The 26,276-nt window shown below is 63.5% G+C and carries 18 protein-coding genes, 2 tRNA genes and 1 pseudogene; 10 read left to right on the top strand and 11 right to left on the bottom strand.

All coding sequences use genetic code 11. The annotated features are described in order from the left end of the window. Positions 1-207: 207 nt before the first annotated feature. The 6 genes from ACW73L_RS18535 to ACW73L_RS18510 all read left to right on the top strand — a co-directional run bounded on the left by ACW73L_RS18535 (position 208) and on the right by ACW73L_RS18510 (position 11,676). The gene (locus ACW73L_RS18535; protein WP_498924060.1) at positions 208-1,560 is read left to right on the top strand and encodes an OpgC family protein; all 1,353 of its coding nucleotides are present in this window, start codon (positions 208-210) and stop codon (positions 1,558-1,560) included. A 721-nt stretch (positions 1,561-2,281) separates the two neighbouring features. Next, positions 2,282-3,823, top strand: coding sequence for a SulP family inorganic anion transporter (locus ACW73L_RS18530; RefSeq protein ID WP_498924059.1), 1,542 nt, complete (start codon positions 2,282-2,284; stop codon positions 3,821-3,823). Between the two features lie 143 nt (positions 3,824-3,966). Further along, a complete protein-coding gene (locus ACW73L_RS18525; RefSeq protein ID WP_498924058.1) occupies positions 3,967-5,949 on the top strand; it encodes a monovalent cation:proton antiporter family protein in 1,983 nt (660 codons plus the stop codon). 152 nt (positions 5,950-6,101) lie between these two features. Beyond that, positions 6,102-7,022 (top strand): universal stress protein, encoded by a 921-nt coding sequence (locus ACW73L_RS18520; RefSeq protein ID WP_498924057.1) that lies wholly within the window; start codon positions 6,102-6,104, stop codon positions 7,020-7,022. A 154-nt stretch (positions 7,023-7,176) separates the two neighbouring features. After that, on the top strand, positions 7,177-10,320 hold the full coding sequence (locus tag ACW73L_RS18515) for a cation-transporting P-type ATPase (RefSeq protein ID WP_498924056.1): 3,144 nt from the start codon (positions 7,177-7,179) through the stop codon (positions 10,318-10,320). Between the two features lie 141 nt (positions 10,321-10,461). Next, positions 10,462-11,676 carry a cation:proton antiporter gene (locus ACW73L_RS18510; protein ID WP_498924055.1) on the top strand — a complete coding sequence of 405 codons (1,215 nt, stop codon included), beginning with the start codon at positions 10,462-10,464 and terminating at the stop codon, positions 11,674-11,676. Positions 11,677-11,837: 161 nt separating this feature from the next. Here the strand turns inward: ACW73L_RS18510 and ACW73L_RS18505 are convergent. The 4 genes from ACW73L_RS18505 to ACW73L_RS18490 all read right to left on the bottom strand — a co-directional run bounded on the left by ACW73L_RS18505 (position 11,838) and on the right by ACW73L_RS18490 (position 15,208). After that, positions 11,838-11,928, bottom strand: a tRNA-Ser gene (locus ACW73L_RS18505). Between the two features lie 82 nt (positions 11,929-12,010). Further along, positions 12,011-13,138, bottom strand: coding sequence for a sodium ion-translocating decarboxylase subunit beta (locus tag ACW73L_RS18500; RefSeq protein ID WP_129883956.1), 1,128 nt, complete (start codon positions 13,136-13,138; stop codon positions 12,011-12,013). Between the two features lie 16 nt (positions 13,139-13,154). Further along, a complete protein-coding gene (oadA, locus tag ACW73L_RS18495) occupies positions 13,155-14,936 on the bottom strand; it encodes a sodium-extruding oxaloacetate decarboxylase subunit alpha (protein ID WP_498924054.1) in 1,782 nt (593 codons plus the stop codon). A 5-nt stretch (positions 14,937-14,941) separates the two neighbouring features. After that, positions 14,942-15,208 carry an OadG family protein gene (locus ACW73L_RS18490; protein WP_498924053.1) on the bottom strand — a complete coding sequence of 89 codons (267 nt, stop codon included), beginning with the start codon at positions 15,206-15,208 and terminating at the stop codon, positions 14,942-14,944. 264 nt (positions 15,209-15,472) lie between these two features. Between ACW73L_RS18490 and ACW73L_RS18485 the strand changes: the two genes are divergently transcribed. Together ACW73L_RS18485 and ACW73L_RS18480 are read left to right on the top strand one after the other, a co-directional pair. Next, the gene (locus ACW73L_RS18485) at positions 15,473-15,718 is read left to right on the top strand and encodes a hypothetical protein (RefSeq protein ID WP_498924052.1); all 246 of its coding nucleotides are present in this window, start codon (positions 15,473-15,475) and stop codon (positions 15,716-15,718) included. Between the two features lie 202 nt (positions 15,719-15,920). Next, positions 15,921-15,995: transfer RNA gene (locus tag ACW73L_RS18480), tRNA-Val, on the top strand. A 32-nt stretch (positions 15,996-16,027) separates the two neighbouring features. On the opposite strand, the gene ACW73L_RS18475 is transcribed toward ACW73L_RS18480, so the two are convergent. From ACW73L_RS18475 to dinB, 7 genes are all read right to left on the bottom strand, one after another. Continuing rightward, positions 16,028-17,101: a tyrosine-type recombinase/integrase gene (locus ACW73L_RS18475; RefSeq protein ID WP_498924051.1), complete on the bottom strand. Its 1,074-nt coding sequence runs from the start codon at positions 17,099-17,101 to the stop codon at positions 16,028-16,030. Positions 17,102-17,326: 225 nt separating this feature from the next. Next, positions 17,327-18,064, bottom strand: coding sequence for a phage antirepressor KilAC domain-containing protein (locus ACW73L_RS18470; RefSeq protein WP_498924050.1), 738 nt, complete (start codon positions 18,062-18,064; stop codon positions 17,327-17,329). 148 nt (positions 18,065-18,212) lie between these two features. Continuing rightward, positions 18,213-18,785: a FlhC family transcriptional regulator gene (locus ACW73L_RS18465; protein WP_498924049.1), complete on the bottom strand. Its 573-nt coding sequence runs from the start codon at positions 18,783-18,785 to the stop codon at positions 18,213-18,215. Next, complete coding sequence (locus ACW73L_RS18460; RefSeq protein WP_498924048.1) at positions 18,766-19,080, bottom strand: flagellar transcriptional regulator FlhD; 315 nt, start codon at positions 19,078-19,080, stop codon at positions 18,766-18,768. Before ACW73L_RS18460 ends, ACW73L_RS18465 begins: the two co-directional genes overlap by 20 nt. Positions 19,081-19,419: 339 nt before the next feature. Further along, complete coding sequence (creC, locus tag ACW73L_RS18455) at positions 19,420-20,847, bottom strand: two-component system sensor histidine kinase CreC (RefSeq protein WP_498924047.1); 1,428 nt, start codon at positions 20,845-20,847, stop codon at positions 19,420-19,422. Beyond that, positions 20,832-21,533: a two-component system response regulator CreB gene (gene creB, locus ACW73L_RS18450; protein ID WP_498924046.1), complete on the bottom strand. Its 702-nt coding sequence runs from the start codon at positions 21,531-21,533 to the stop codon at positions 20,832-20,834. Before creB ends, creC begins: the two co-directional genes overlap by 16 nt. 557 nt (positions 21,534-22,090) lie before the next feature. Continuing rightward, positions 22,091-23,242, bottom strand: coding sequence for a DNA polymerase IV (gene dinB, locus ACW73L_RS18445; RefSeq protein WP_498924045.1), 1,152 nt, complete (start codon positions 23,240-23,242; stop codon positions 22,091-22,093). A 1,083-nt stretch (positions 23,243-24,325) separates the two neighbouring features. Here dinB and ACW73L_RS18440 point away from each other — a divergent pair. Both ACW73L_RS18440 and ACW73L_RS18435 read left to right on the top strand, forming a co-directional pair. Beyond that, positions 24,326-25,150 (top strand): annotated as a pseudogene (locus ACW73L_RS18440) (DUF2779 domain-containing protein). Beyond that, positions 25,150-26,097 carry a helix-turn-helix transcriptional regulator gene (locus ACW73L_RS18435; protein WP_498924044.1) on the top strand — a complete coding sequence of 316 codons (948 nt, stop codon included), beginning with the start codon at positions 25,150-25,152 and terminating at the stop codon, positions 26,095-26,097. The pseudogene ACW73L_RS18440 and the gene ACW73L_RS18435 overlap by 1 nt, the downstream one beginning before the upstream one ends. Positions 26,098-26,276: the final 179 nt, after the last annotated feature.

The following is a 26,276-nucleotide window of genomic DNA, read 5'->3' as shown; positions in this document are numbered from 1 at the left end:
CGCACCCGCGTGAACCGTTGTGGTGCACAGCGACGGCACCGAGGGCCGGATGAAAGGTTCGTGAAAGGTTCGGGGCGTAAACTGTGTGCCGCTCTGTCGGGCTAGGGCCCCCAAGGCTGGCGCGGGCTGCCCGAAACAGCGCAACCAGACCGTTCCCGCTTCCATTCAGCCCAAGGCACCATGTCCGTCCTGACCAACCCAGCGGCAATGTCCCGAAATCTGACGCTCGATTTCTTCCGTGGCGTCGCGTTGCTGATCATATTCATCAATCACGTTCCGGAGAACGAGGCGTTGCTGTTCACGCCGTCGCGATTCGGCCTGAGCGATGCGGCCGAGATATTCGTCTTCGCCTCCGGCTTCGCCGCGGCGCTTGCCTACGGCAAGACCTTCCGTGCCGCCGGACTCGCCCTCGGCAGTCTGCGCGTGTTTCACCGCTGCGGCCAGATCTATGCCGCTCATCTGGCGCTGTTCGGGTTACTGGCGGTGACCTGTGTCCTCGGCAACAGCCTGCTGGAAACACGGGACTACATCACACACCTCAATATCCGCTACTTTTTCGATGATACCGAGGACGCACTTCGTTCCCTGCTGGCTCTGCGCTACGTACCGCATTACTTCGACATCCTGCCGATGTACCTGGTCATGATGCTGTGGATACCGGGTGTCCTCGCAGTGGCGCAGATAGGACGCGTATTCGCGATGACGTTGCCGGTTGGGGTCTATTTGGCGATGTGGGTGTGGGATCTCGAGTTCCTAGCGGATCCGGTTGGCGACCGCCCCTGGTTTTTCAACCCCTTCGGCTGGCAACTGATCTTCTTCATCGGCTACGCTTTCGGGGCGGGTTGGTTGCGCCCACCGCCACCGACGCGCACGCTGGTGGTGTTGAGCCTCGCGATCATTGCGCTCTCGCTGCCACTCAGCCCCGAGCCGGAACTGCGCCCGACAGTGTTTCTGCAGGAGCTGCACGCCAGTCTGTTGCCCTGGTTGGAAAAGACACGTTTCGGACCGCTGCGGCTAGTCCACTTTTTGGCGCTGGCGTATCTGGCCAGTGTCGTCTTCCGCGGCCCGCAGCTTTGGCTGAGCCGCCCGGCGGGGCGGCTGATTGTGCAGATGGGGCAGCAATCCCTCCCTATCTTTATGATCTCCATGGTGCTGTCCTATGTCGGAGGTATGGTTTTCGATCTGGTCGGGCATCACCCGTTGAGCATCGTCGCGATCAATCTTGGCGGTATCGCGACAATGATTCTATTCGGTGCACTGCTGGTCTGGTTGAAGTCGAGCCCGTGGAAGCGGCTCGATCCGATGGGGAATGCGGCCGGGTCGCGCGCGACGGGGGAGGGTGGGCGCTGGCCAGCCGATAGGGTTTCGTGGCGGCGTTGGGTGGAACGCGCGGCCGCCATGACGGTAGTTTTGGCGGTCAGCGCCGGCCCCATTCTGCTCGGTGACCGGCGGGCCTCGCCGCCTGCGCCCGCGGATGTGATTCTCGCCGGCGACGAATGGACAGCGGCACGGGTATCGTTGGAGGGTTCCGTGGTGCCTGGCGTGGCCGAGGCCCCATAGCGCGCACCCGATGCCCTGTCGGTGGGGGCGATCCGGCAGGGTATCGATTCGGCAAGCTTACAAGCTCGGGCGATCGCCCGGTTGCATGGAAGAATGTCGAAGTCCTGTGGACACCTACTTGTCGGTCTTGTCATCTCCGCGAGCGATACCAGCCAAGTCCACCTCGACGCTTCGCTCTATCGTCATCAGATTCACGATTGCGCCATCACCTCCGGCGAAGCCCATCCGTCCGGATGCAGTGCATTGGATGGATCGGTTGTCCGCTGGTCAATTCGCCGACAGTGCGCGTAAACTCGGGCAGGAGTCGAAGCTTGTCGTGGCCTGCACCACGTGACAAACCCTTGCCTGTCTCCGCAAAGGCCTGGCGTGCTGAGCCGCTCCTCTAGCGGCGGGTGCCCCGCTTTGGCCCGGTTCGGTGCGGAAAGGACTAGCGGAACAGGACCCGGACCGAGTAAGGGCGCTAGTGCTCTGCCTCGCCGCAGACGGCATGCGACGGTGAGGGCGCACCGCTCGTGTCAGGCCGGTCCCTGCTGGGCGTCGCGAAGGGCGCTCGGCCGAATGGAGCCCGTCAGGTGTCAGTCACCCTGAAAGAGAACCGCTGGCGCAGCGTACACCTGATCAGCGCCACCGCCTCGACCGCCAGCGTGTGCGATGGTGGTCAAGGCCGGCCAACTCAATTCCCCGTACCCCAAAAATCATTCCAACTTCGAACTGGCATCCCATGATCCGAAAACACGTCGACTATTACGTCGGACATCTGCAGAATGACATCCCGGCAGGCATCGTCGTTTTCCTGGTGGCCTTGCCGCTGTGTCTGGGCATTGCGCTCGCGTCGGGAGCGCCGCTGTTCTCCGGACTCATCACGGGTATCGTCGGTGGTGTCATTGTTTCGTGGGCGAGCGGCTCGCAACTGAGCGTCAGTGGTCCTGCCGCCGGTTTGACGGTCATCGTGTTGACCGCCATCGAGACGCTCGGTAGCTTCGACAAGTTCCTGCTGGCCGTCACGCTGGCGGGGCTGATACAGTTCGCGCTCGGCGTGTTGCGCGCCGGTCTGATCGGCGCGTACTTTCCCACGTCGGTTATCAAAGGCATGCTGTCAGCGATCGGAATCATCCTGATCATGAAGCAGTTGCCGCATGCCATAGGCTATGACGCCGAACTCGAGGGCGACGAGACGTACATGCCCCTCGATGCCGAGGGCACGGTGCTGGATCTTTTCCGCTCATTCGGCCAGATCTCCGTCGGCGCCGTGATCGTCAGTGTGGTGGCTATAGCGATCATGCTGGCGTGGGAAACGGCCCCATTCAAACGCAACCGCCTGCTGTCGTTGGTGCCAGGTCCCCTGGTCGCCGTGGTTTGGGGGATCGCCTATAACCTCATCACGGCTAGCTACTTCCCCGCCCTGCAGATCGTACACGAGCACTTGGTGCAGTTATCGGAAGTCGCGGGGCTGGCAGACTTCATCAATCATTTCACCCCGCCGGACTTTTCGGCCATCTGGAATCCGGATGTCTATGTGATCGCGGTGACGCTGGCTATCGTCGCGAGTCTTGAGACCCTATTGAGTCTGGAGGCGGTCGACAAGCTCGATCCGCTGAAACGGGTGGCCCCAACCAATCGCGAACTGTGCGCCCAGGGTTTTGGCAACTTCCTGTGCGGGCTGATGGGCGGTTTGCCGATGACCGCTGTCATCGTGCGGAGCGCGGCGAACGTCAACGCCGGGGGACGCACCAAGGTCGCGGCCTTCGTCCACGGGGTGCTATTGCTGATGAGCGTCAGTTTCCTGACCTGGGGGCTGAACCTGATTCCACTGGCGACGCTTGCGGCCGTGCTGCTGCTGACGGGCTACAAGCTGGCGAAGCCGGCGCTGTTCGTCGAGATGTATCGGAAGGGGATGAATCAGCTGCTGCCGTTCGTGATCACGATTGCCGCGATCCTGATCAGCGACCTGTTAAAGGGCATCGCGATCGGCATGGTGGTCGGCTTGTTTTTCGTGATCCGGGCTAATTTTCATGCCGCGATCACTCTGACCCGGGATGGGAAGAACTATCTGCTGCGGCTGCAGAAAGACGTTTCCTTTCTGAACAAGGCCTTACTGCGCACGCTCCTCGACAGTATCGACGAGGGAGGCAATCTGATCATCGACGGCAGCCGTGCCCGTTTCGTCGATCAGGACATCCTGGAGGCCATCAACGATTTCGTTGCGGCTTCCCGCGACAACGGCATCAGCGTGGAGGTCAGGAACCTCGCTGGTGGTGCCTGAGCGAGCCAGTGAAGCGGTGCGGTAAACAGTGCAATGGTCTCTGCCGGGCAGGGGCTGGCTTGAACGACTCGATGGAGCCACCACTCTATTACAAGAGGGCGCCGCGTTAAGGGTTGTCCCGGGATACCGCGGATTTTGAAGCCATGACACTGATGTTCCATTCCTGGTTTCTCGACATGTTGCTGTTGCTTGGGTGCACGGTCGGCGTGGTGTTCCTGTTTCAGCGACTGCACATTCCGTCGAGCCTTGCCTACCTGCTGGTGGGGCTGCTGCTCGGTCCACACACGGCCGGGCCGGTGATCGAGCACCAGCACATCAAGAGTGCGGCGGAATTCGGCATCGTATTTCTGCTGTTCACCATCGGCCTGAGCTTTTCGCTCTCACAACTGCGCGCGCTGCGGCATCTGGTGCTCGGGCTCGGTACGGCGCAAGTAGCGCTGACCACGGCTGTGATTGGGGTCGCGGCCTGGCTGGCTGGATTGCCGCCCGCGGCAGCCTTCGTGGTCGGTGCGGTTTTCGCGCAATCCTCGACCACCGTGATCAGCCAACAGCTGTCCGAGCAGGGTGAAGAGCATAGCCGCCATGGGCGCCTAGGTGTCGCGCTCTCGGTGTTCCAGGATGTCACGACCGTGCCGCTGGTCGTGGCCATTCCGGTGCTGGGCCAAGCCCTCGAACTGGGGCTGATGGACTCTCTGACCGGAGCGCTGGGCAAGGCCGTGTTGGCGTTCGCGCTGATGTTCGCCGCGGGACGGTGGCTGCTGCGTCCGCTGTTTCATGCGGTCGCCGAGCGCCGCTCGGCGGAGCTGTTCACTCTGACGGTGCTGTTGACCTGTCTGGGGGCCGCGTCACTGACCCATCTGCTCGGCTTGTCGATGCCCTTTGGCGCGTTTCTCGCCGGAATGATGCTCAGCGAGACCGAGTTCCGCCATCAGATGGAAGCCACGATCAGGCCGTTCCGGGATGTCTTGCTGGGGTTGTTCTTCGTGGGCATCGGTATGCTCGTGGATCCTTCGGCGATCCCCGCGATCTGGCACTGGGCCGTGGTCGGCGCCCTTGCGTTGCTCGGCGTCAAGACCCTGCTGGTCGCCGGGCTGGGACGCTGGGTCGGAATCGACGCGCTGACGGCATGGCGCGTCGGGTTGCTGGTCGCGGTCGGCGGGGAGTTCGGCTTCGCGCTGCTCGCACTGGCACTGGGCGCGGGCATCATCGCGGAGGAGCCCGCGCAGATCGTTTTGACCGCCGTATTGTTCTCGATGATCGTCGCGCCCCTGCTGATTCGCTTCAACAGGGCCATCGCCGGCGCTCTGGCGGGAGAGGGTCGCTCAGTCCCACCCGAACTCAACAGTGCGGTGTCGTTTGATGAGCTGGGTGAAACGCTGCGCGACCATGCCATCATCTGTGGTTATGGCCGCATTGGCCAGAGCGTCGGGCATCTGCTGGAAAAGGAGCGGATCGCTTATGTGGCGCTGGATCTGGATCCCTCCCGGGTCCGGGAGGCGCGTATCGCCGGCGAACCAGTCTACTACGGTGATTCCGCTCTGCGCGACATGCTGGAGGCAGTCGGCGTGCGTACGGCGCGTCTGGTGGTCGTCAGTTACGACGACCTTGCCGCGGCTCGCAAGGTATTGGCGAATGTCCGGACCCTGCGCCCGGAACTGCCGGTCATGGTACGCACGCGCGATGAGGCTCATGTCGAAGACTTGAGGCAAGCCGGTGCGACCGAGGTTGTTCCGGAGACGCTGGAGGCGGGGCTGATGATCGCATCCCAGGCGTTGCTCCTGCTGGATGTGCCACTGTCCCGGGTGATGCGGCGCGTCCGGGAACAGCGGCAGGAACGTTACCTGTTGCTCCGCGAGTTTTTTCGTGGTGACAGCGTTTTTGCCGACGAGCCGGACGCGGCCGGCAGCGACCGTTTGCGACCCGTGTTGGTGCCGCCGGATGGCGGTGCCGTGGGACGTACGCTGTCCGACCTTGGGCTGGATGGCGTGGTGTCGGCGGCGTTGGTCCGGCAGGGGGCTCGTGTGCTGGCTCCGCCGCCCGACACCCGGCTTGAAGCAGGTGACGTCATCGTCCTGTTCGGCCCGCCCGGTGACCTGCAAAATGCCGAAGCCCGGTTGGTCGGTTAAGGGGCGGTGCAGGCGCGTGTGCGCCCCGTCAACGCGGGCCGTAGCCCCGGCCTGACAGGCCCTCGGCAGGAATCCGAACCGGCCCGCCGGATGACTTGGGAATAAAGAGTAAGCAGCGGCGTGATCCGTCGCTCCGGGGACAGGGTGAGCAGATGAACCCGTTTCGCACATTGCTGGTCGCAACCGATCTGTCCGCTCCGGCGCGGCATGCCGTCCACCGGGCTGGCTTGCTGGCCGCCGGCTGCGGTGCCAGGCTCGTGCTGCTGCATGTCGTGGACATGCGCTTGATCGAAGGGCTGCGCCATGTCCTCGGGGACTCTGGCGAACTGCGTGAGCGGCGCCTGCTGGATGAGGCCGCACGCGTGTTGTCCGAACTGGCTGACGGTCTCGGACGATCCCATGCGATCGACGTCGAAGCGCGGCTCGTCACCGGCTCGGTGCTGCCGGAAATCGTCGCCTTTGCCGACCGGATCAGAGCCGATCTGCTGGTCATGGGGGCTCGCGGCGCCGGCTTCGTGCCGGAGCTGATGTTGGGTACGACGACGGAACGTACCTTGCGGATGACCCGTCGCCCGGTGCTGATCGTCAAGCAGACGCCGCATGAGCCGTACCGCAGGATTCTGGTGCCCGTCGACTTTTCAGGTTATCCCGAAACCGCTGTCGATCTGGCTCGCGCTGTTTCGACTGATGCGGAACTGTCCCTGATGCATGCGTTCGAGCTGCCTTTCGAGCGAAAGCTGCACTATGCGGGGCTGACCGACGTCGAGATGATCGAACTGCAAGCGGCCACCCGAGCCGAGGCGACGCTGAAAATGGAGGCATTGGCGCGGTACGCGGCACTGTCCGGTCCGGTTTCGCCCGCGGCGATCGTCTACGGCCGGCCGACGACGCGAATCCTCGAGCAGGAGCAGGAACAGGATTGCGACCTCATCGTTATCGGCCGAGGCGGTTCCGGTCTTCTGGCCGACTGGCTGTTGGGTAGTACGACCAAACGTGTGGCGTCACTTGCGAACTGCGACCTGCTTGTGACGGATCTCGATCGAGTGACTCCGGAGCCGGTGGCACCCCAGTAGCGCGGAGGCGTATCCGGGGGATGAAGTTTGCCGTTTCGATGGCCGGACACGGCCGTGCCCCGGCATGCCGGCTTGACGGATCGTCCGCTCCGGGGTAACCGCGGCCGCGACCCGGACGGTCATCCATCTCGGCTGTTACCAAGCAGAGGCAATTATGAACACTTCGAAACCAGGGGACGCGTCGCTGACGCAGTCCACCCATCCGGTTGCCTGGCACGCACTCACGGTGGATGCGGCGATCGAGCGCCTGCAGGCAGACGGCGAGCAAGGCCTGAGCGAAGCGGAGGCCGATGAGCGTCTGCGTCGCTACGGCCCCAATCGCCTGCCGCAGGTGCGGAAGCGCGGCGCTTTGGTGCGCTTCCTGCTGCAGTTCCATAACCTTCTGATTTACGTACTTATTGCGGCCGGAATCACGACGGCACTGCTGGGGGACTATGTCGATACGGCGGTCATCGTGGCCGTGGTGGTTCTCAACGCGCTGATCGGATTCATCCAGGAAGGCAAGGCCGAGGCGGCGCTGGAAGCCGTGCGAAATCTGCTGTCCCCGACCGCGACCGTGGTGCGCGGCGGGCGGCGGCGAACGGTGCCTGCCGAGACCCTGGTGCCGGGCGATCGGGTGTTCCTGCAATCCGGCGACAAGGTTCCCGCAGATCTGCGGCTGATCGAGGTCCGCTCGCTGCGTATCGACGAGTCGGTGTTGACCGGCGAATCGGTTCCGGTCGAAAAGGCGCCGGAACCGGTCGAGGCGGGCGCGCCGGTGGGCGACCGTGTCGGAATGGCACACTCGGGTACGCTGGTGACCTACGGGCAGGGTGCGGGCATCGTCGTCGCCACCGGGTCGGCCACCGAGATTGGGCGGATCAGCTCGATGCTGGCGGCAGTGGGTGACTTGGCGACCCCTTTGCTGCTGAAGATCGCCCAGTTCTCGCGCTGGCTGACCGCGATCATCCTCGGAGCGGCTGGGGCCACCTTCTTCTTCGGCTGGCTCACTCAACGGCTCGAGGTCGAGGATCTGTTCATGGCGGCGGTGAGCTTGGCCGTGGCCGCCATCCCCGAGGGTTTGCCTGCCATTGTGACCATCACCCTGGCGGTCGGCGTGCGACGCATGGCTCAACGCCGGGCGATTTTGCGCAAGCTGCCGGCCGTCGAGACGCTCGGTTCGGTCACGGTCATCTGCTCGGACAAGACTGGAACGCTGACCTGCAATGAGATGACCGTCCAGACCGTTGCGACCGCCGCGGAGGAGTGGCTCGTCAGCGGAGCCGGGTATTCCCCGCACGGCGGTTTCAACCGGGGTGGCGTCGAGTTTGCGGTCGCCGACAGTCCCGACCTGATCGAACTGGCGCGCGCCGCGCTGTTGTGCAACGACGCGGCTTTGCATCAGGAAGGCGGCGAATGGCGTCTCGAAGGCGACCCCACTGAAGGTGGGCTTGTGGTGCTTGCGCTCAAGGCCGGATTGGCTGCCGACTTCGAACACCAGACCCTGCCGCGTGTCGACGCCATTCCGTTCGAGTCCGAGCACCGCTTCATGGCCACGCTGCACCGCGACCACTCCGGCCATGGCCTGATCTTCCTGAAGGGTGCGCCGGAAGTGGTGCTGGAGCGCTGTAACCGTCAGCGGTTCGAGGGCCAGGATCAGCAGATCGAGCCGGCACTGTGGCATCGGCGGATCGAGGATATCGCGGCCCGCGGGCAGCGTCTGCTGGCCTTGGCAGTGAAGCCGCTGCCGGTGGTGTCCGGCGCGCTGAACTTTTCCCACACCGAAGGCGATTTCAGCCTGCTCGGCGTGGTGGGCATGATCGACCCGCCGCGCCCGGAGGCCGTCGAGGCGGTCGCCCAGTGCCGGCGCGCCGGCATCAGGGTCAAGATGATCACCGGCGATCACGCGGCGACCGCCTGTGCGATCGGCCGTCAACTGGGGATCGGTGACGGCGCTAGCGCACTGACAGGTGCCGACATCGAAATGCTGTCCGATGCCGAACTGAAGCTGCGGGTTTCGGATGTGGATGTGTTTGCGCGCGCCAATCCGGAACACAAACTGCGCCTGGTGCGGGCATTGCGGACGGACGGACAGGTGGTGTCGATGACAGGCGATGGTGTCAACGATGCGCCAGCGCTGAAGGCCGCCGATATTGGCGTCGCGATGGGCCACCGCGGCACCGAGGCGGCCAAGGAAGCGGCGGAGATGGTGCTGGCCGACGACAACTTCGCGACCATCGCCACGGCCGTCGAGGAAGGTCGCACGGTCTACGACAACCTGCGCAAGACCATCCTGTTCACGATACCGACCAATGGCGGGCAGGGCGGCGTCATCATTGCCGCGATCCTATTGGGTGATGAACTGCCGGTCACACCATTACAAATCCTGTGGATCAATCTCATCATCGCCGTCACGCTGGCCCTGACCCTGGCCTTCGAGGCACCGGAGGGCGACTTGATGGAGCGCCCGCCACGCGCGCCGGGCGAGCCGCTGGTGACCCGTTACATGTTGTGGCGCATCTTTTACGTATCGCTGCTGCTGATCGCCGCGACCCTGGGTCTATACGAATGGGAACTGAGCCGTGGCGAGACGGTCGAGGTTGCGCGGACAGCTGCGGTGAATGCCCTGGTGGCAGCCCAATTGGTCTATCTGATCAACAGCCGCTACTTCATCGGCAGCAGTCTCTCTGCCGTGGCTTGGGTCGGCAACCGCTACGCGGTGATCGCGATGGGTATTCTCGTCGGCGTCCAGTTCGTTTTCACGTATGCGCCGTTCATGCAGACCGCCTTCGCCTCGCGTGCGCTCAGCGGGGGGGCTTGGTCGCGCATTCTCGCCGCGGCGGTCCTGGTGTTTCTGATCGTCGAGGCCGAGAAGGCGGTCGTGCGATGGCGGGCAGGTGCACGCGGGCAGGCGCCGGCCAGGCCATCTCCGAAAGCACCCGCCGTCGGAGTGGCGACCGTTCTCGCGGGGGCTCTCGGTCTGGTGATCGGCGCGCAGTTGGTGGCCGGGGTCGCCGAGTTGTATTCGGTCCTGCAGACGGCACCGTCTCCGGGCGTCGGCGTCTTGCTCGCCGCACTTGCGACCGCGTTGGCCGCTGCGCTTCTAGCCGAAGCCCTGTTCACTCTCCGATACGCTGGCGCGCGCACTGCGGCCTTGAAGATGTTCGCTCCGGCCTTGCTGCTCGCGGTGGCTGCGCACGCGCCTAATTATCCGTACACGGCGGCCGAACTCCCCTGGGTCCTCAGCGCCGCGATCGCAACATTGGCATTGGGCGTGGCCTTTCTCGGGCTGGCGATCGCCTGGCGCCGCGGGCGCTGACCGCGAGGGGCGCACGGGGTGGCAGTCGGCACGGCTCCGTTGCATCGCTCGAGAGTGGCTGCCAGAGTGGCGTGAAGGCAGCGCGCAGCAGCGGTAATGCCGGGCGAACGGGCCGGCTGCCCGATTGGGAGAGAGCGATCGATGGACGTGCACATTTTCTTCCTCCACTTGATGGTCATTCTGATCGCGGCCCGGGCCTGCGCGGAGACCGCGGCGTGGCTCCGGAGCCCCCCCGTGGTCGGGGAACTCATCGCCGGCATCGTGCTCGGGCCCAGCGTCCTGGCTTGGCTGCAGCCGGAACCGGTGCTCAGGTTGCTGGCGGAGATCGGGATCATCCTGCTGCTGTTCGAAGCCGGTCTCGATACCGACATTCGTCAGTTGGCGCGCGCGGGCGTGAAATCGGCGCTGGTGGCCGGCGCCGGATTCGTGCTGCCGTTCGCGCTGGGTTGGGGGCTGTGCGAACTGGTGTTCGGTCTGCCGCGACTGGTTTCGCTGTTCGTGGGCGGCACGCTGACGGCCACCAGCATCGGTATCACCATCCGCGTGCTGACCGACCTCAAGCGCAGGCACCAGCGGGAAGCCCAGATCGTGCTGGGTGCCGCGGTCATCGACGACATTCTGGGGGTCGTGCTGCTTGCCGTCCTGTACGAGTTTTCCATCGCCGGCGCGGTGCAATGGTCCAACGCCGGCAGGGTCCTGGTGTTCGTCGGCATTTTTTTCGTCCTGGCCCCTGTCATGGCGAAGTTGCTCGCTTTGCTGGTGCGCCATCTGCATGCGGCATCGCGGACGAAAGGCCTGATCCCGACGGTGATCGTTTCGCTGGTATTGTTCTTCGCCTGGCTGGCGCACGAGGTCGGGGCCCCGGAGATGCTCGGCGGATTTGCCGCGGGCCTGGCGCTGTCGCGGCGCTTCTTCCTGCCCCTCGGCGTTGCATTCCATACCGACAGCGACTTTGCCGAGCGCGTCGAGCAGGATATGCAGCCCATCGTTCAGCTGTTCACGCCGATCTTCTTCGTCATGGTGGGTTTGTCGTTGGACCTGACCACGGTCGACTGGGACTCGCCATTCATCTGGATGTTCTCTGCCCTCGTCTTTGCCGTGGCGCTTGCGGGCAAGATGGCCGGAGCAGTCTTTGCCGGTGAGCGGCCCCTGACGACTCTGGCCATCGGACTGGCGATGGTTCCGCGTGGCGAGGTGGGACTGATCTTCGCTCAGCTGGGCCGCAGTTCCGGCATCCTGAGCAACGAGATCCATGCGGCGCTGGTCATCGTGATCGCGCTGACCACGCTATTGCCGCCGTTTCTGATGAAGGCGTTCTACACGCGGTTCGGACATCGCTTGAGCCGCGGTGGTTAGATCAGGGCAGGAATGGTCGGCGTGCTTGCCGCAGGACACGGGAGTGTGAGACCGAGCGGGTGAACGCTTCGCCGCGCGCTTGGCGACGTTTGCGGCGCGGTTAGACTGAGCGCCGGGGTCGAAAAAACGGGCGAAAGGCAAGAAGAAAGTGCTTTGGTGACTGGCGGAGAGAGAGGGATTCGAACCCTCGATACGGGTTTAGCGTATACACACTTTCCAGGCGTGCGCCTTCAACCACTCGGCCATCTCTCCGTAGCCGCGCATTCTACCGTTTCCTGACGGCCTTGTCAGCCGCCCGCGGGAGCTAGGGAGCTAGGGAGCTAGGGGCCAGTCGTTACTGCACCAGCGCGAGCAGCACGCCAGCGGCGACCGCGGACCCGATCACGCCCGCGACGTTCGGCCCCATGGCATGCATTAGCAAAAAGTTGTGCGGGTTGCTTTCCTGGCCGACCTTGTTGGCGACCCGGGCCGACATCGGGACCGCCGAAACACCAGCCGCGCCGATCAGCGGATTGACTTTGTTCTCGCTGAAGCGGTTCATCAGCTTGCCCATCATGACCCCCGATGCGGTACCGAATGAGAACGCGATGGCTCCCAGCACCAGGATGCCGATCGTTTCGGGGCGCAGGAAGCTCGCGGCGCTCAGTTTCGAGCCAACGGCCAAGCCAAGGAAGATCGTGACGGTGTTGATCAACTCGTTCTGGGCGGTTTTACTGAGGCGTTCGACCACACCGCATTCCCGCATCAGATTGCCGAGGCAGAACATGCCGATCAGCGGTGCGGCGGAGGGCAGCAGCATCGCGCTGAGGATGAGCAGGACCATCGGGAAGATGACCTTTTCCTGACGGCTGACCAGACGTAGCTGCGCCATCTCGATCAGCCGCTCTTCCCGGGTGGTCAGCGCGCGCATGATGGGTGGCTGTATCAAGGGTACCAGCGCCATGTAGGAATAGGCGGCGACGGCAATGGCGCCAAGCAGTTCGGGCGCCAGTTTCGATGCGACGTAGATTGCCGTCGGGCCATCGGCTCCGCCGATGATCGCGATCGCTGCGGCGTCCTTGAACGTGAAGTGCATTCCGGGAATGAGGTTGAGCGCCAGCGCCCCGAACAGCGTGCCGAAGATGCCGAACTGCGCCGCCGCACCCAGCAGCAGCGTCTTCGGATTTGCGAGCATCGGACCGAAATCGGTCATGGCCCCGACACCCATGAAGATCAGTAGCGGAAACACCCCTGATTTAATTCCGAGATACAGGTAGGAAAGCAGCCCGCCCTCCTCGGCAATGCCCGCCACCGGGATGTTGCTCAGCACGGCCCCGAAGCCAATCGGCAGCAGGAGCAAGGGCTCGAACCCCTTCCGTACGGCCAGGAAGATCAGCAGGAAGCCGACGCTCATCATCACGGCCTGGCCCCACTGGAAATTCGAGATTCCCGTGCTCAGCCAGAGTTGCGATAGTCCTTCCATCGTTGTGTGTTCCGCGTCAGGCTAAAGTCACGAGGGCGTCGTTGGGACCGACGCTGTCACCCGCCTTGACGTTGATGTGGGTCACCTGGCCGCCAGTGCGCGCGCGGATCTCCGTTTCCATTTTCATGGCTTCAATAACGACGACCACATCACCCGCGGCCACGGTCTGGCCCTCGCGTACCGCGAGCCGTAGCACGAGGCCGGCCATCGGCGCCCGCACGGTCTCGGCGCCCGCAGTCGAGGCACTGGCCGGTGCGACCGGGAGCGGTTGCGGGGTAATCGACCGGACCGCATCGCCCGGCCCGATTTCCACATGATATGGATTGCCGTTCACCCGGACCGCATAGGAGCGGATGCCCTCGGCGGCCGGGTTTGACGCTGCGGGCTGTGGCGCTTCGGTCGCTGCGGGCGCTGTGCCGGGCATGGGTTCGAATGCGCTCGGATCATTGCGATGCTGCAGGAAGCGCCAGCCCACCTGGGGAAACATGGCATAGGTCAGCACGTCATCAACCGGCGAACTGGCCAGTTGCACGCCGTGCTCCCGGGTCAGCTGCGTCAACTCTTCCGACATCCTGTCGAACTCCGGCGCCAGCAGGTCTGCTGGCCTGACGGTGATGGGGGCGGTCGTTCCGAGCGCTCGCTGCTGCAATTCGGGGTCGACGGGCGCAGGCGTCGTGCCATATTCGCCGCGCAGCACGCCGACGGTCTCCTTGGTGATCGTCTTGTAGCGTTCGCCGGACATCACGTTGATCACGGCCTGTGTGCCGACGATCTGTGAGGTGGGGGTGACCAGCGGGATATAGCCGAGTTCGCGCCGGACAACGGGAATCTCCGCCATGACCTCGTCGAGGCGAGACAGCGCGCCCTGTTCCTTGAGCTGGCTTTCCAGATTGGTGAGCATGCCGCCGGGAATCTGCGCGACGAGGATGCGGCTATCCACTCCTTTCAGCGACCCCTCGAAGGCGGCGTACTTTCTGCGAACGCCGCGAAAATACAGTGCGATCTCTTCGAGCAGCTTCAGGTCGAGCCCCGTTGCGCGGGGGTGGTCCTCGAAAGTGGCGACAACTGCCTCGGTGGGACTGTGGCCATACGTCATGCTCATCGACGAGATGGCGGTGTCGACATTGTCGATACCGGCTTCGACGGCCTTGAGGATCGTCGCGGTGCTCAGGCCGGTGGTCGCGTGGCACTGCATGTGCACCGGAATCATCAGCGCGGCCTTGAGTTTCCCGACCAGTTCTTCGGCCACATACGGTTTCAGCAGGCCGGCCATGTCCTTGATGCAGATGGAATGCGCGCCCATGTCCTGCAGGCGGCGCGCGAGGTCGACCCACATGTCCACGGTGTGGATCGGGCTAACGGTGTAGGAGATCGCGGCTTGTGCGTGCCGTCCGACCGCGACGGTCGCCTGGATCGCGCGTTGAAAATTTCGCTGGTCGTTGAGTGCGTCGAAGATGCGGAACACATCCACGCCGTTGACCGCAGCCCGCTCGACGAACTTCTCGACGACGTCGTCGGCGTAATGGCGATAGCCAAGCAGGTTCTGGCCGCGCAGCAACATTTGCAGGCGCGTCTTGGGCAGGCTCGCTTTCAGACGGCGCAGCCGTTCCCAGGGATCCTCACCGAGATAGCGGATGCAGGCGTCGAAGGTCGCGCCACCCCAGGCCTCGAGCGACCAAAAGCCCACCGCATCCAGTTTCTCGCAGATCGGTAGCATGTCGTCGGTGCGCAACCGAGTCGCCAACAACGACTGATGAGCATCCCTCAGGACGACATCGGTGATACCTAATGGCTGCATTGCGTTCAGTTCTCCCCGTTGGTGCGGTGTTCGTGCTGATGGACCGCAGCGATGATGGCGGCGACCACGGCTTGATTGTCGGGGCCGCCGCTATTGGCGAGCAGTTGCGGCTCCTCGGCAGGGGCTGCAGCCTGCGCTTCCCAGCGCACAAGCAGGCGATGGGTGCGTTGAATGATCCAGACCAGCAGCAGCAGGAACGAGAAGACGATCCCCATTCCAATCAGCATCAGGTTCACGCCTGAGAGCAGCAGTTCCGCTAACGGTGCTTCCATGGTGATCGTCTATTTGCCAGCCAAAAAACCGTGGAATAATACGGCGCCGCCGGCGCAATGTCGAACCGGTCCCGGCCTCGCGGCGGACGGGCGATTCGGCGATGTGCGGGGTGGCGACGGAACTCCAAGGGAATTTTTGGTGGTTGCCAGGAGTCATAACGCGGTCAGTTCGAGGGGAGAAGGGCAGTTTGGCGTGCGTGCGGGCCGCGCGTTTGCACCAGGCGCGCAGCGGGAGCATCTCAGGTTTAATGAGGGTTACGGAATATGTTGTTGTTTCTGAAAATATGCGCTGTGGCATCGGTCGTCATCCTGATCGTCGGGTTGATCAAGCCGAAGTGGGTGTTGTTCTTTATGAAACATCCCGATCGATTGACCGTCACCTCGCTGGCCATGGTGCTGTTCATGGCTTCGTGGACAGGCATTGCCAAGTTGACCTTGAAGCCCAAGGAGCGCGTGGCGGAGCACCGATCTTCCGAGGACGTCAACCAGTTGAAGCTAGACCGGCAGTAGGGTGGCGCTGTGCCGCCTGAGCTACAAGCCTGGTGTGATGGGGCCTCATGGAAGAGACCAGGCCCCGGCAGGAACGCGAATCTCAGGTCGGCTCTTTCGATCCGATTTCTGCTTCCGCGACCAAATGCAGACGGCAGCATTCGTTGATGCGATGTCTTGACAGGGACCACAGGAATTTGAGATCCTCTACGGCCGCACACGCGGGCGGTTAGCTCAGCGGGAGAGCACTGCCTTCACACGGCAGGGGTCGTAGGTTCGAACCCTACACCGCCCACCATTTTCAAAAGCCTTGCCCCGATTTTGCCCCGCTTAGGCGGCTTGGTACACGCGGCGCAGGACGGCAGACGGTCGGTTCGATACGTTCGTCAGTAGGTCCACACAGTGAAACAAGCGTTCTAGCGTGGCGCGTGAGTAATGGTGCGTCACGGTTCGCCGTTTGTGCCCAAGCAGGTCCTGGATGTCCTCCATCGGAAGGCCCGCATCCCGCAACCGCACCGCGAAGGTGTGGCGCAGATCGTGGACGCGAACGTCCGATAACTCCACGCCCGCCCGTTCCATTTTCCAAGCCCGGTTGTTCATCCGATCGATCCGGTGTCCCCGGTAGGTGAACACCCAGTCGTTGGACTTTCCGCGTTCGGCATCGACCACCGATTGCGCGATGCGGTTCAGCGGCACCATTTTTTCCTCCCCGTTCTTGGTGATCGTCTCCGGCAGGATGAACACCGAACGGTCGTCCATGGCATGTTCCCATTCCCAGCGTAGCCCGCAGATCTCCTGATCTCGGCAGCCGGTGTTGACGGCAAACAAGGCCATGCAGGCCAGGTAGTCGGGCAACTGCTTGAACAGGACCTCCTGCTCTTGCCAGGTGATGGGTCGAGGCTTCCGTGCAATCACCTTGACGGATGGCATGTCAGGCGCCCGCTCGAGCCAGGTCACGCCGTTGGTATCCCGCCAGACGCTGGCCGCCTTACGCAGGACAGCCTTCAGGGCACCCAGTTCGCGTACGACGGTGCCGGTACTGACCTGAGCCAACCGCGCCTGCACATAGGGCTGCAGGGTCTCGCCGTTGAGCTGCCCAAGGCGGATCTCCCCGCCAAACCAATCGACCACCGGGCGCAGCGCATAACCCTGTCGCGCGATGCCGCGCTGCTCGGCATTCTCCGTCAGGTAGCGCGCGGCCGCTTCCTCCAGGGAATGCCCTTTCCGTTCACCGTAGAGCGTGGTTCTCCGAATTTCCTCCATCCTCAACGCGAGGTAACGTTCCGCTTCCGTGAGGTCACTCGTTCCAGTGCTTTCGCAAACGAGCTGTCCGCAGATGGTTTTCTGGATATGCCACGTTTCACCGCGCTTTCTGAGTCCGCGCGTCGTTCTCTTCTTTGACATGGGGTGTCCTCCAATTTGGTGGCTGGACGCCCGTTGCGGCGTTTATGCTCATCCACCCAGGCGTCGAGGTCAAGCCGGTCCCAACCAATACCGCCGTCGCCGACGGGTAACTCCGTGAGATAGGGCCGCACGACCGTGTTGAAGGTTCGTGGCGACATCCCTAGATAGCCCGGGGCGTCGCGCATGCGGAGAATGCGGGGCGGGGTGCTCATGGGGTGTCTGCCATCATCGTGCGACCCATTGCGGCTTGGTCGGCACCAACTCACCCAGCCGGGCCAGGCCCTTGGCGGTGATACGAACCTGCTCCACGATCCGAGCAGTGCCGTCGCTCCGTGGCAGCGCGACGATCTTCATCGTGACCAAGCCGGCTTGTATGCGTTGTTGGTGGGCGAGGTAGGTGGCACCGCCGGGCCGGCGATAGATCCAGCGCTGCGCCAACAGCCACTGGATCAAGTCCTTGGGGCGTAGCTGCAAGGCTTTGGCCGCGTCGGTGAGACAGCACGAACCCTGGGCCTCCGCCAGGCGGTCGAGGGCGTTGACCCTCGGTGCGAGACTCTGGACCGTATGTTCCAGGTCCAGCACTTGGTCGCAGTAACTCAGTAGTAGGCGCCGCATCGTTGCGGGATCGCTCAACCACTGGATCGGATCCCTTTGGCTTGGGGGCTGAGTCACCAGTGCGTCGTAAGCGCGAATGACCTTTAGATGAAAGACCGGGCTGATCCACATCGCATAGGCATACACCAACTCTTTTCCGACGAAGGTGCCAACACCCTGTTTTGCATGGATAACCAGAATTCCGGTTTTCTCGATTTCAGCGATCAACTCCAGAGCTTGCTGGGTGATCAGCCATTTGGCCGGTTGGTGCCGGCGCTCGGCTCCGGCGGCCCGGTGAAGATCGTTCAGACAGTAGCGGCCAGCGGCGTCCTGCCGCACGGCGATATTCGAAATGCTCAGGGCAGTCATGGATAGTCTCGGTGGACTGAGTTCTGAGGGGCGCCGGTCCCGCTGTTCTTGGTGGTGCAAAACAGGGAGCGCAACGGCGGGTTACGGAGTGCAATACGAGCCGGCGGCCAATAAGACCATCCATATGGACGGCTCATGTCGGACGAGGTCATGAGCGTTCCCCGCGCGGGCGCGCCGATTGATGGCTGTGGCTCGGGTCGAGAAGGCGTGCCCGTGATCTTCCTGGTGGCCGCGGACAGAACGGACAGGTCGGAGCGATCGGGGCTCCATCGGCGATCAGGTAGCGCAGATTGCATGCGTTGCAGGTCACGAGGCACACCGTTCCGGCGCAGAGATCGCGGACCAGCACATAGGCCGACGTGAAATCGAAGTCTCGCCCGGTGCCCGTTTCGCCTCGCTGACCGCCCAGTTCCACGAACAGGTCGTAGCTGCGGAGCAACGCGTCGGCATCGATGGACCGCTGCGCGGTCGCGATAGCCAGGCGCTGATACACCAGTGCGTAGACCGACAATTGCGCCTGAACCCGCCGATTGACCATCAGGCTGGCGGTGTGATGCAGGGGGCCGGACGCTGCTGAGACCCCATGCACCGCGCGGTGCAGCGCCCGGACTTCGTTGATCGGCAGTCCGGTGAGGTGCTGCACGGGCGTCGACCGCAGTCGGCGCTGCAGCAACTGCAAGGCCAGCGTCCGTTGCCGGTGTCTATGGAGCGACGGGGTCATCGTTGCTCCGCGCGGCCGCCGCCAACACATGCCAGCGCAAGTGGTCGGCACAGCGTTGCGCCGATTCTTGCCGTGCCAGCTCCCGCCACAGCTGCGGCGGCAAGCGCAGCGTGTAGCACAGCACATTCGAGGCCGCGAGATCCCGCAGCGCCGAAAGCGGTAAGCGGCGCAGTGCCGCGGCGGCGTCCGGCGTAACTCCGAGCAGCAACTGCGCTTTGTGCTCCTGGCCGGAGACCAGCCATTCCCGGGCTTTCTGCAGAAACAGCAAGTTGAGATCGTAAATGTCGGCATCCATGGGGCAGGTCTCAGCGGTCAGGTCGATTGGCTATCGGGTTCCGACTGTACCGGCACGCCCTGCCCTTGTGCGGGCGAAAGCTCACCAGAATCGACCGCTTTCGCGGGATTAATCGTATCGGAGACAAAAGAGAACGGGAGACGGGCTGGAGCCGGAGGTCCGGTGCCCGCTCGGAACGCCTGTCGGTGAAAGCAGCGTGATGCATGAGATGGCCTCGCGTCGATGACTGAGGCCTGCAGCATCCCCCCGCTGTGTGAACGCCGTATGCGAAATTCGCGCGGATTCCGCGCGGAAGTGTGAAGGCTGTGTGAAGAAACGGCGCGGTTTCCCGCACGCCGGTTACGCCTGCGGCAACTGCAAGCGCGCGATGGCCCCGCCGTCAGCGTGATTGGTTACCTCGATGCGGCCGTGGTGCAACTCGGCGATCTCGCGCACGAGGGTGAGCCCGAGTCCCGTGCTGCGCTTGCCACTGCCGGGACGAGGGAGGGAGTAGAAATGCTCGAACAGCCGGTTCCGGGCGTAGGCGGGAATGCCCGGTCCCTGATCGTGGACGGTGAGCGTGCAGTCATCACCCACCACCGAGACCGCGAGTTCCACGCAACCGGCCTCCGGCGAGAACTCGATCGCGTTCTGCAGCAGGTTGACCACGGCACAGACCAAGAGCGCCCGTTGCCCGCGCACGGCCGCGCCGGCCGGTATCGCGGTGGTCACGGTCACGTGCTTGGTTTTGGCCTCCGGCGACAGGGCGGTGATCGCTTCGGTTGCGACGTCCGCCAGTCGGATCGTTCGCTTTTCCGTCAGGGTCCGCCGTGTCTCCACGGCCGAGAGTTCGAGCAGCCGCTCGACGACCGCCTGGAGGTGATGCACCGCCTCCTGGATGTGCGTGAGGAAGTGTTGCCGCTGCCCGCGCGACATGGAATCTTCCAACACTTCCGCGTTGGCCTGGATGGTCGCCAACGGCGTCTTGATCTCATGCGTCAGCGCCTGGACGTACTCCTCGACGTAACGGCGACCGGCGATGGCATCGCGCAGGGCATCCAGCACTGTGCCCAACCAACCGAGAGTGCTCCGACCGACGTTGGGCAAGGCCCGAAAGTGCCCACGCCGCAACAGAGCGGCGTACTCCGCAAACAGATCCAGCGGCCGCAGCCACCACAGCGTGAAGCCGCCGGCCAGCACGACCAAGGCGAGGCCCATATACAGGCCGCCCAACAGAAAATGCCAGCGCGCGGCCTGAAGCGACAACTCAAAGCCGACGATCGGCTTACCCACGCGAACTTCGCCGACGGCTTGCGCCTGCCAGAGGATCGGTGCGGCCACGAATACCATCGAATCCAACGCATCAGTGGCCGGATTGCGATCCAAGGTTGTAACGTAGCGATCCAGCAGGGCGTCTTCGGACGGCGATGCGGGTGCCGCAGCGACCACCTCGGGACGGTGAGAGTCGAACAGGGCGCGACCGGTTTGGTCCGCCACGTGGATGTGCAGCGCCGCCGCCGCGGGTTCGGCCGGAAGAGTCGGCGCTTTTGCCGGGGGCGCCTTGGCCTGCGCCAACGGCGCCAGCACACGCCCCACCCGGTCTGGCTGCAATTGCCCCAGGTGCAAATCGGCCGCGAGCAACCTGGCGATCACCTGGGCCGTATCGGTCAGCAGGGCCTCGGTCGCGGCGCGACAATGCCGCTCCAGGTTCCGGGCCTCCTGCCAGATCAAGCCGGCCAACAGGAGTTCCAGACCCAGCAGAACCCCGAGGATCAGCCGACGGCGCACGCCAGGTCCTCCTCGGCCAAGGCATAGCCCAGACCGCGGTGCGTGCGAATGACCTCGCAACCCGGCCATACGGCCGCCAGTTTCGCGCGCAGGGTTTTGATGTGCGCGTCCACGGCGCGATCACAGCGTTCCTCCGGCTCTTCCCAGACGCGCTGCAACAGCTCTTCCCGGGTGAAGATGCGACCCGGGCGGCCCAGCAGCAGCCGCAGAATGTCGTACTCGAAACGGGTCAGGCCTAGGGCCTGACCGTGGTAGCGGATGCTCCGGCGTTCGTCGTCTATGCGAAAGGCGCTCCCGTTGTCGTAGCCCGCCGCGGGTTTTCGGCGCCAGCGTCTCAGCACGGTGCGGACCCGGGCCACGAGCTCCCGCGGGCTGAACGGCTTCGTCACGTAATCATCGGCCCCGAGTTCCAGGCCGCACACCCGATCGACTTCGTCCGCGCGGGCCGTAAGGAACATGATCGGCACGGAGCAGACCGTCCGCAGCTCATGAAACAGATCGAAGCCATTGGCATCCGGCAGACCGATGTCCAACAGGATCAGATCGAAGCCCTGGCCGTGCACGGCGGCCAGGGCCTCGGCCCCGGTCGCGCAGTGTTTCACCTGGAACCCATCGGCGCCGAGCCGGAAGGCCACGGCTTCAGCCAACGCACGCTCTTCTTCGACAACCAAGATTCGGGCAGGCATGGCGCAGAAATCCTCCTTGAAACAGCCAGTAGGGCCTGGCAGGAGACCGTTACACAGAGGATAGAACACGCACGCCGATGAGGACGGTGGGGCGAGAAACGAGGCTCGTCAGGACAGCGGTGCCGCGGTTGTGCGTTTGATTCACCCGCCAGCAAAGGAGGGCCTCGCGCAGAAAAAGTTATCCACAGACAGGCACGGCATACGACCGACGCGGGCACGGCATACGACCGACGCGGGCACGGCATACGACCGACGGAAACGGCCGCAGCACGGTATACGACCGACGCCGACACGGCATACGACCGACGCAAACCACGGCATACGACCGACGCGGCGAGGGTTGGCCAACGACGCGTAAAGCCGCGCCAGCCGCGCCCTCCAGCGCGTTTGCCGACGGCCGTTTTCGTATTGCTAATCTTTCTTTAATCCTTTTCTAATCATTTAAGTGTGAAAAAAGTTATCCACAGGGGCGACTGCCTTTCCTGGTACACACCCCGCCGCAACCCCTTCGAACAGCCCACAGGTGCTGCTGATGAGGACCATGGCGGCTGCAGGGCTCAGCCATCGTCCCGGTCATCGGCAAATAAACCGCCTGCGGCAGCGCTCGATTCGCGCCCGGCCGCGGTCCGGTGCAGCGCCGCTGCCCGGATCCCGAGCAGCCGCAAGGGATGATCCAGCGGGACGCGTTTGAGGCAGGCCCGAGCGGTGCTGAGAATCACGCCGGGATCATCGGTAGGCGCCGCCAGGGTGTGGGCACGCGTGATGGTTCGGAAGTCCTGGTAGCGCAGCTTGATGCCGATCGTCTTCCCCCGGTAGCCCTTCCGGATCAGATCCCGACTGACCCCGTCACAGAGCGCCGTCAGGCCCTGCGTCAGTGCCGGTCGATCGGCGCGCGGATCCAAATCCCGCGCAAAGGTCGTCTCGCGGCTGATCGACTTGGGTTCACTGACCTGCACGACCGGACGTTCATCCACGCCCTGGGCTGCTTGGCTGAGCCAGAGGCCATAGCGCGGCCCGAACTGTTGCATCAGCCACGGCACAGCGGCTTGGGCTAGGTCGCCTATGGTCCGCAGGCCCAGTTGTTCGAGCTTGTCGCTGGCCTTCGGACCGATCCCGGGGATGGCCCGCGGAGGCAGGGGCCAGATGCGGGTGGGCAGGTCCTCCCGTGTCAGGACGGTCAAGCCATCGGGCTTGTCCAGCTCCGAAGCGATCTTGGCCAAGAGTTTGTTCGGGGCCACGCCAATCGAGGAGGACAGTCCAGTGGCCGCACGCACCTGGTCCTTGAGGCGCTGTGCCACCCACACGGTCTCGCCGGGCACAGCGGTCAAGTCGATATAGATCTCGTCGATACTGCGGTTTTCGAGGTGCGGCGCGATTGCCGCGACAGCGGCCTTGAAGCGGTGTGAGTAACGCCGGTACTCCTCAAAATCGGCCGGGAGGAGGATCGCATCGGGCGCCAGGACTGCCGCCTTCATGAGCCCCATCGCGGAGCGGACGCCAAGGGCCCGTGCCTCGTAGTTGGCCGTCGTGGCCACGCCGCGGCCGACATAGGCGCGCAACCGGGGGAAATCGGCCAGTGCAGTGTCAGGCGGCAGCGCGGACCGCCGTCCCCCGACCACCACCGGTGAGCCTCTGAGCTGCGGATAGCGCAGCAGTTCCACCGAGGCGTAGAACGCGTCCATGTCCAGGTGGGCAATGCGGCGTGACATAACGGGTAGGGTAGCAACCGTGAGCGGTTTGGCCTATGTGCCACACGCATGAAACACGGCGGCGACCCGCCAAAGGCGCACAGTGGATGTCAACCTCGTGAGTCGGTCTCTGACGCACTTCAGTTACCGCAGCTGCGGGTGGGCGATCGGGTCCGTCGAGTGGAATCGGATCGGAACGACCACGTGCGCTGCTCCTAGGGTTCTCGTCCCCGCCGCTAAACGGTTGGCCGAGTATCGGCTTCATGTCAGGTCGCCGCCGTTCCGTCCCCTATGATGACGGTCTCCAGTTCGGATTGCGCCGATGCTCGGCTGACACATCCCGTAAGGCAGCAACTCGACGCGTTGCTGCCGTTCGACTCTCGTTCATCCAGAACGGCAGCTTTGTGACCTGACGCCCGAATGCTTTCGACCCAGACCTGCCATACGGCCTTGCACGGACTCAATGCCTGCTTTCAAGGTCAAGCGGACATCCGGGCCAGCGCGCCGACCGGCAAAAAATCGGCCACAACGTCCATTCACTGGTCTTCATCAACCCACACCAAAGGCCGCTTTCTGGATTCCGATCCAATTCGGATAAGACGATGCGCTTGTCAGTGGTTCGATCCCCTTTTAGTCCACCAATCCCAAAACGCAGAATCTTTCTCTACTTTTTTCGACGCGCGCTGAGCCGCACGGCTAGCGCGGGTTCCGCCAATCTTCGAAGCCACGTTTCAGGCGCAGGGGGTGCTGGTGAGAACCGATCTGCTTCTCCCCGATGAGGCAGGTTACTGCTTAACTGAGGTGAAATCCTCGACCGGGGTCAAGGATTACCACTTGTCGGATGCGGCGGTACAGAGCTGGGTGGTCAAGCAGAGCGGTGTGACCATCGACAGAACCGAAATCGCCCACATCGACCGTGCTTTCGTTTACCCCGGTGACGCAAACTATCAGGGGCTTTTGACCTGCGTCGACATCACGGATCAGATCCTCAGCCTGGAAAAGGACGTGCCCGACTGGATCGCCGCTGCCCGGGAAACATTGGCGGGCGCTGAGCGGGACATTGAACCCGGCAGCCAATGTGTCGATCCCTTCGAGTGCGTCTTTATGGCGTATTGCTCTCCCACAATTGACGGGGATGCGGGTTTTCCACCGGAAATGTTGCCGCGCGGCCGCACCTTGGCCGTGCAACTGAGAACAGAGGGCTACGACGATCTCAGAGGGGTTCCCGAGGCCCGCCTGACCCGTCCGATTCACCGGCGCGTCTGGCGGGCTTCCGTGGATAATCGACACGAGCTTGATGCCGAAGCGGGAAAGGTATTGTCGACTGTACCGTATCCCCGTTACTACCTGGATTTCGAGACCATCCAGTTTGCCGTACCGATCTGGGCCGGCACGCGCCCCTATGCTCAAATCCCTTTCCAGTAGTCCTGCCACATCGAACGAGCCGACGGCACGGTCACACACCGGGCATTTCTGGCCAAAGGCGCGGAGGACCCACGCCGGGCTTTCGCGGAATCGCTGATTCAGGCGCTGGGAGAAGGAGGGCCAGTGGTTGTTTATAACCAGGGATTCGAAGGCAGCCGTATGCGCGAGTTGGCCGCCGTCTTCCCGGATCTGGCGTCCTCACTCAACCAGGCCATCGAGTGCATCGTCGATCTCCTGCCCATCGCCCGCCGGTACTATTACCACCCCGACATGCGGGGTTCCTGGTCGATCAAGGCGGTGTTGCCCACCATCGCACCCGACCTGGCCTACGACGATCTGGAAGTCGCCGACGGCGGTATGGCCATGGAAGCGTTCGCCGAAATTCTGCATCCCCAAACAGCGGCCGAACGGCGCGACCACTTGCGGAATGCCCTGCTCAAGTATTGCGAACGGGATACCTGGGCCATGGTGAGAATCGCCCATTATTTTCAGCAGGCCGCCTGATGCCTTCCAACAAAACCCGCCAAACCTTGGCCCGGCAGTGGGAACTGCTCAAGCTCCTGCCGACACGCGGGCCGGGCAAGACCGCCAGGGAACTGGCAGAGGCGCTGAACGATGCCGGTCTCGCCGTCAGCAAACGCCAGGTGAAACGAGACCTCGGCGAGTTGTACGATGCCTTCATGCTTGACTGCAACAATGCCGGCACGCCCTTCGGATGGCGCCTGCCGCCGAAGGCACCGACCGATATCCCCGGCCTGACGCTGGCGGAAGCCTTGTCGTTACGCATGGTGGAGGACACGCTGAAGCGGCTGATGCCGCCGGCTGTGCTGTATGCGCTGGAATCCCGGTTTCAGCAGGCCAAACGGAAGCTCGATGCCATTTCCGAAGGTAACCCGGCGGTACAGTGGGTAGACAAGGTGCGCTCGGTGCCGCGCTCGCTCCCTCTGTTGCCCCCGGCCATCGACCCGGATGTGCTGGAAGCGGTTACGGAAGCCCTGCTCGCCAACCGGCAACTCGACGTCGATTTTCACGCCATGAGCGGCTATGAAACCCGCTCCCTGCGCCTGCATCCCTTGGGGCTGGTGAGCCGCATCCCGGTCACCTATCTGGTGGCTACGGCCTTCGAGTATTCGGACGTGAGGCTATACGCCCTGCACCGGATCGTCCGCGCCGCCAGATCGGACGAAGCCGCAACACGGCCGGACGGCTTCGACCTGGACGCCTACATCCAGTCCGGCGCGCTGCAATTCGGGTCTGGAGAGACCGTCCAGTTGAAAGCCGTATTATCCGAAGGACTCACTCAAATTCTGCGTGAAACGGCTTTATCAGAAGACCAGGAAATTCACGAACAAGGCGAGTCGACTTTCGTCACGGCCACAGTCGCCGATTCCTGGCAACTGCGCTGGTGGAATCTGGGACAGGGAAGCGGGATAGTCGTGGAGAAGCCATAATGGTTGAGGAAAGAGATCAAAGCCGAACTTGCCCATTTGAATCATTGCTACCGGTTGGCGCCGGGAAGGCTACCGGGCGCATATTAGCGATCCACGAACTGGAATTACGGAACCGGAGAGCGCGCATGATTTCCCTTTGGACAGAATTATCAGATAACGACGGTTGCTGCCAGGATTCC

The organism is Methylolobus aquaticus (assembly GCF_054172105.1).
Note: the sequence above shows the minus strand (reverse complement) of the source record. Positions and strands in the feature narration are given on the sequence as shown.

What these genes read in the sequence shown, in the direction of transcription:
- ACW73L_RS18510 (WP_498924055.1), top strand. Translation starts at nt 10,462, where the DNA reads ATGGACGTGCACATTTTCTTCCTCCACTTGATGGTCATTCTGATCGCG.
- ACW73L_RS18525 (WP_498924058.1), top strand. Translation starts at nt 3,967, where the DNA reads ATGACACTGATGTTCCATTCCTGGTTTCTCGACATGTTGCTGTTGCTT.
- ACW73L_RS18465 (WP_498924049.1), bottom strand. Translation starts at nt 18,785, where the DNA reads ATGACCCCGTCGCTCCATAGACACCGGCAACGGACGCTGGCCTTGCAG.
- ACW73L_RS18470 (WP_498924050.1), bottom strand. Translation starts at nt 18,064, where the DNA reads ATGACTGCCCTGAGCATTTCGAATATCGCCGTGCGGCAGGACGCCGCT.
- ACW73L_RS18530 (WP_498924059.1), top strand. Translation starts at nt 2,282, where the DNA reads ATGATCCGAAAACACGTCGACTATTACGTCGGACATCTGCAGAATGAC.
- ACW73L_RS18535 (WP_498924060.1), top strand. Translation starts at nt 208, where the DNA reads ATGTCCCGAAATCTGACGCTCGATTTCTTCCGTGGCGTCGCGTTGCTG.
- ACW73L_RS18490 (WP_498924053.1), bottom strand. Translation starts at nt 15,208, where the DNA reads ATGGAAGCACCGTTAGCGGAACTGCTGCTCTCAGGCGTGAACCTGATG.
- ACW73L_RS18520 (WP_498924057.1), top strand. Translation starts at nt 6,102, where the DNA reads ATGAACCCGTTTCGCACATTGCTGGTCGCAACCGATCTGTCCGCTCCG.
- ACW73L_RS18485 (WP_498924052.1), top strand. Translation starts at nt 15,473, where the DNA reads ATGTTGTTGTTTCTGAAAATATGCGCTGTGGCATCGGTCGTCATCCTG.
- ACW73L_RS18460 (WP_498924048.1), bottom strand. Translation starts at nt 19,080, where the DNA reads ATGGATGCCGACATTTACGATCTCAACTTGCTGTTTCTGCAGAAAGCC.
- oadA (WP_498924054.1), bottom strand. Translation starts at nt 14,936, where the DNA reads ATGCAGCCATTAGGTATCACCGATGTCGTCCTGAGGGATGCTCATCAG.
- ACW73L_RS18475 (WP_498924051.1), bottom strand. Translation starts at nt 17,101, where the DNA reads ATGTCAAAGAAGAGAACGACGCGCGGACTCAGAAAGCGCGGTGAAACG.
- ACW73L_RS18515 (WP_498924056.1), top strand. Translation starts at nt 7,177, where the DNA reads ATGAACACTTCGAAACCAGGGGACGCGTCGCTGACGCAGTCCACCCAT.
- ACW73L_RS18500 (WP_129883956.1), bottom strand. Translation starts at nt 13,138, where the DNA reads ATGGAAGGACTATCGCAACTCTGGCTGAGCACGGGAATCTCGAATTTC.
- creB (WP_498924046.1), bottom strand. Translation starts at nt 21,533, where the DNA reads ATGCCTGCCCGAATCTTGGTTGTCGAAGAAGAGCGTGCGTTGGCTGAA.
- dinB (WP_498924045.1), bottom strand. Translation starts at nt 23,242, where the DNA reads ATGTCACGCCGCATTGCCCACCTGGACATGGACGCGTTCTACGCCTCG.
- ACW73L_RS18435 (WP_498924044.1), top strand. Translation starts at nt 25,150, where the DNA reads ATGCCTTCCAACAAAACCCGCCAAACCTTGGCCCGGCAGTGGGAACTG.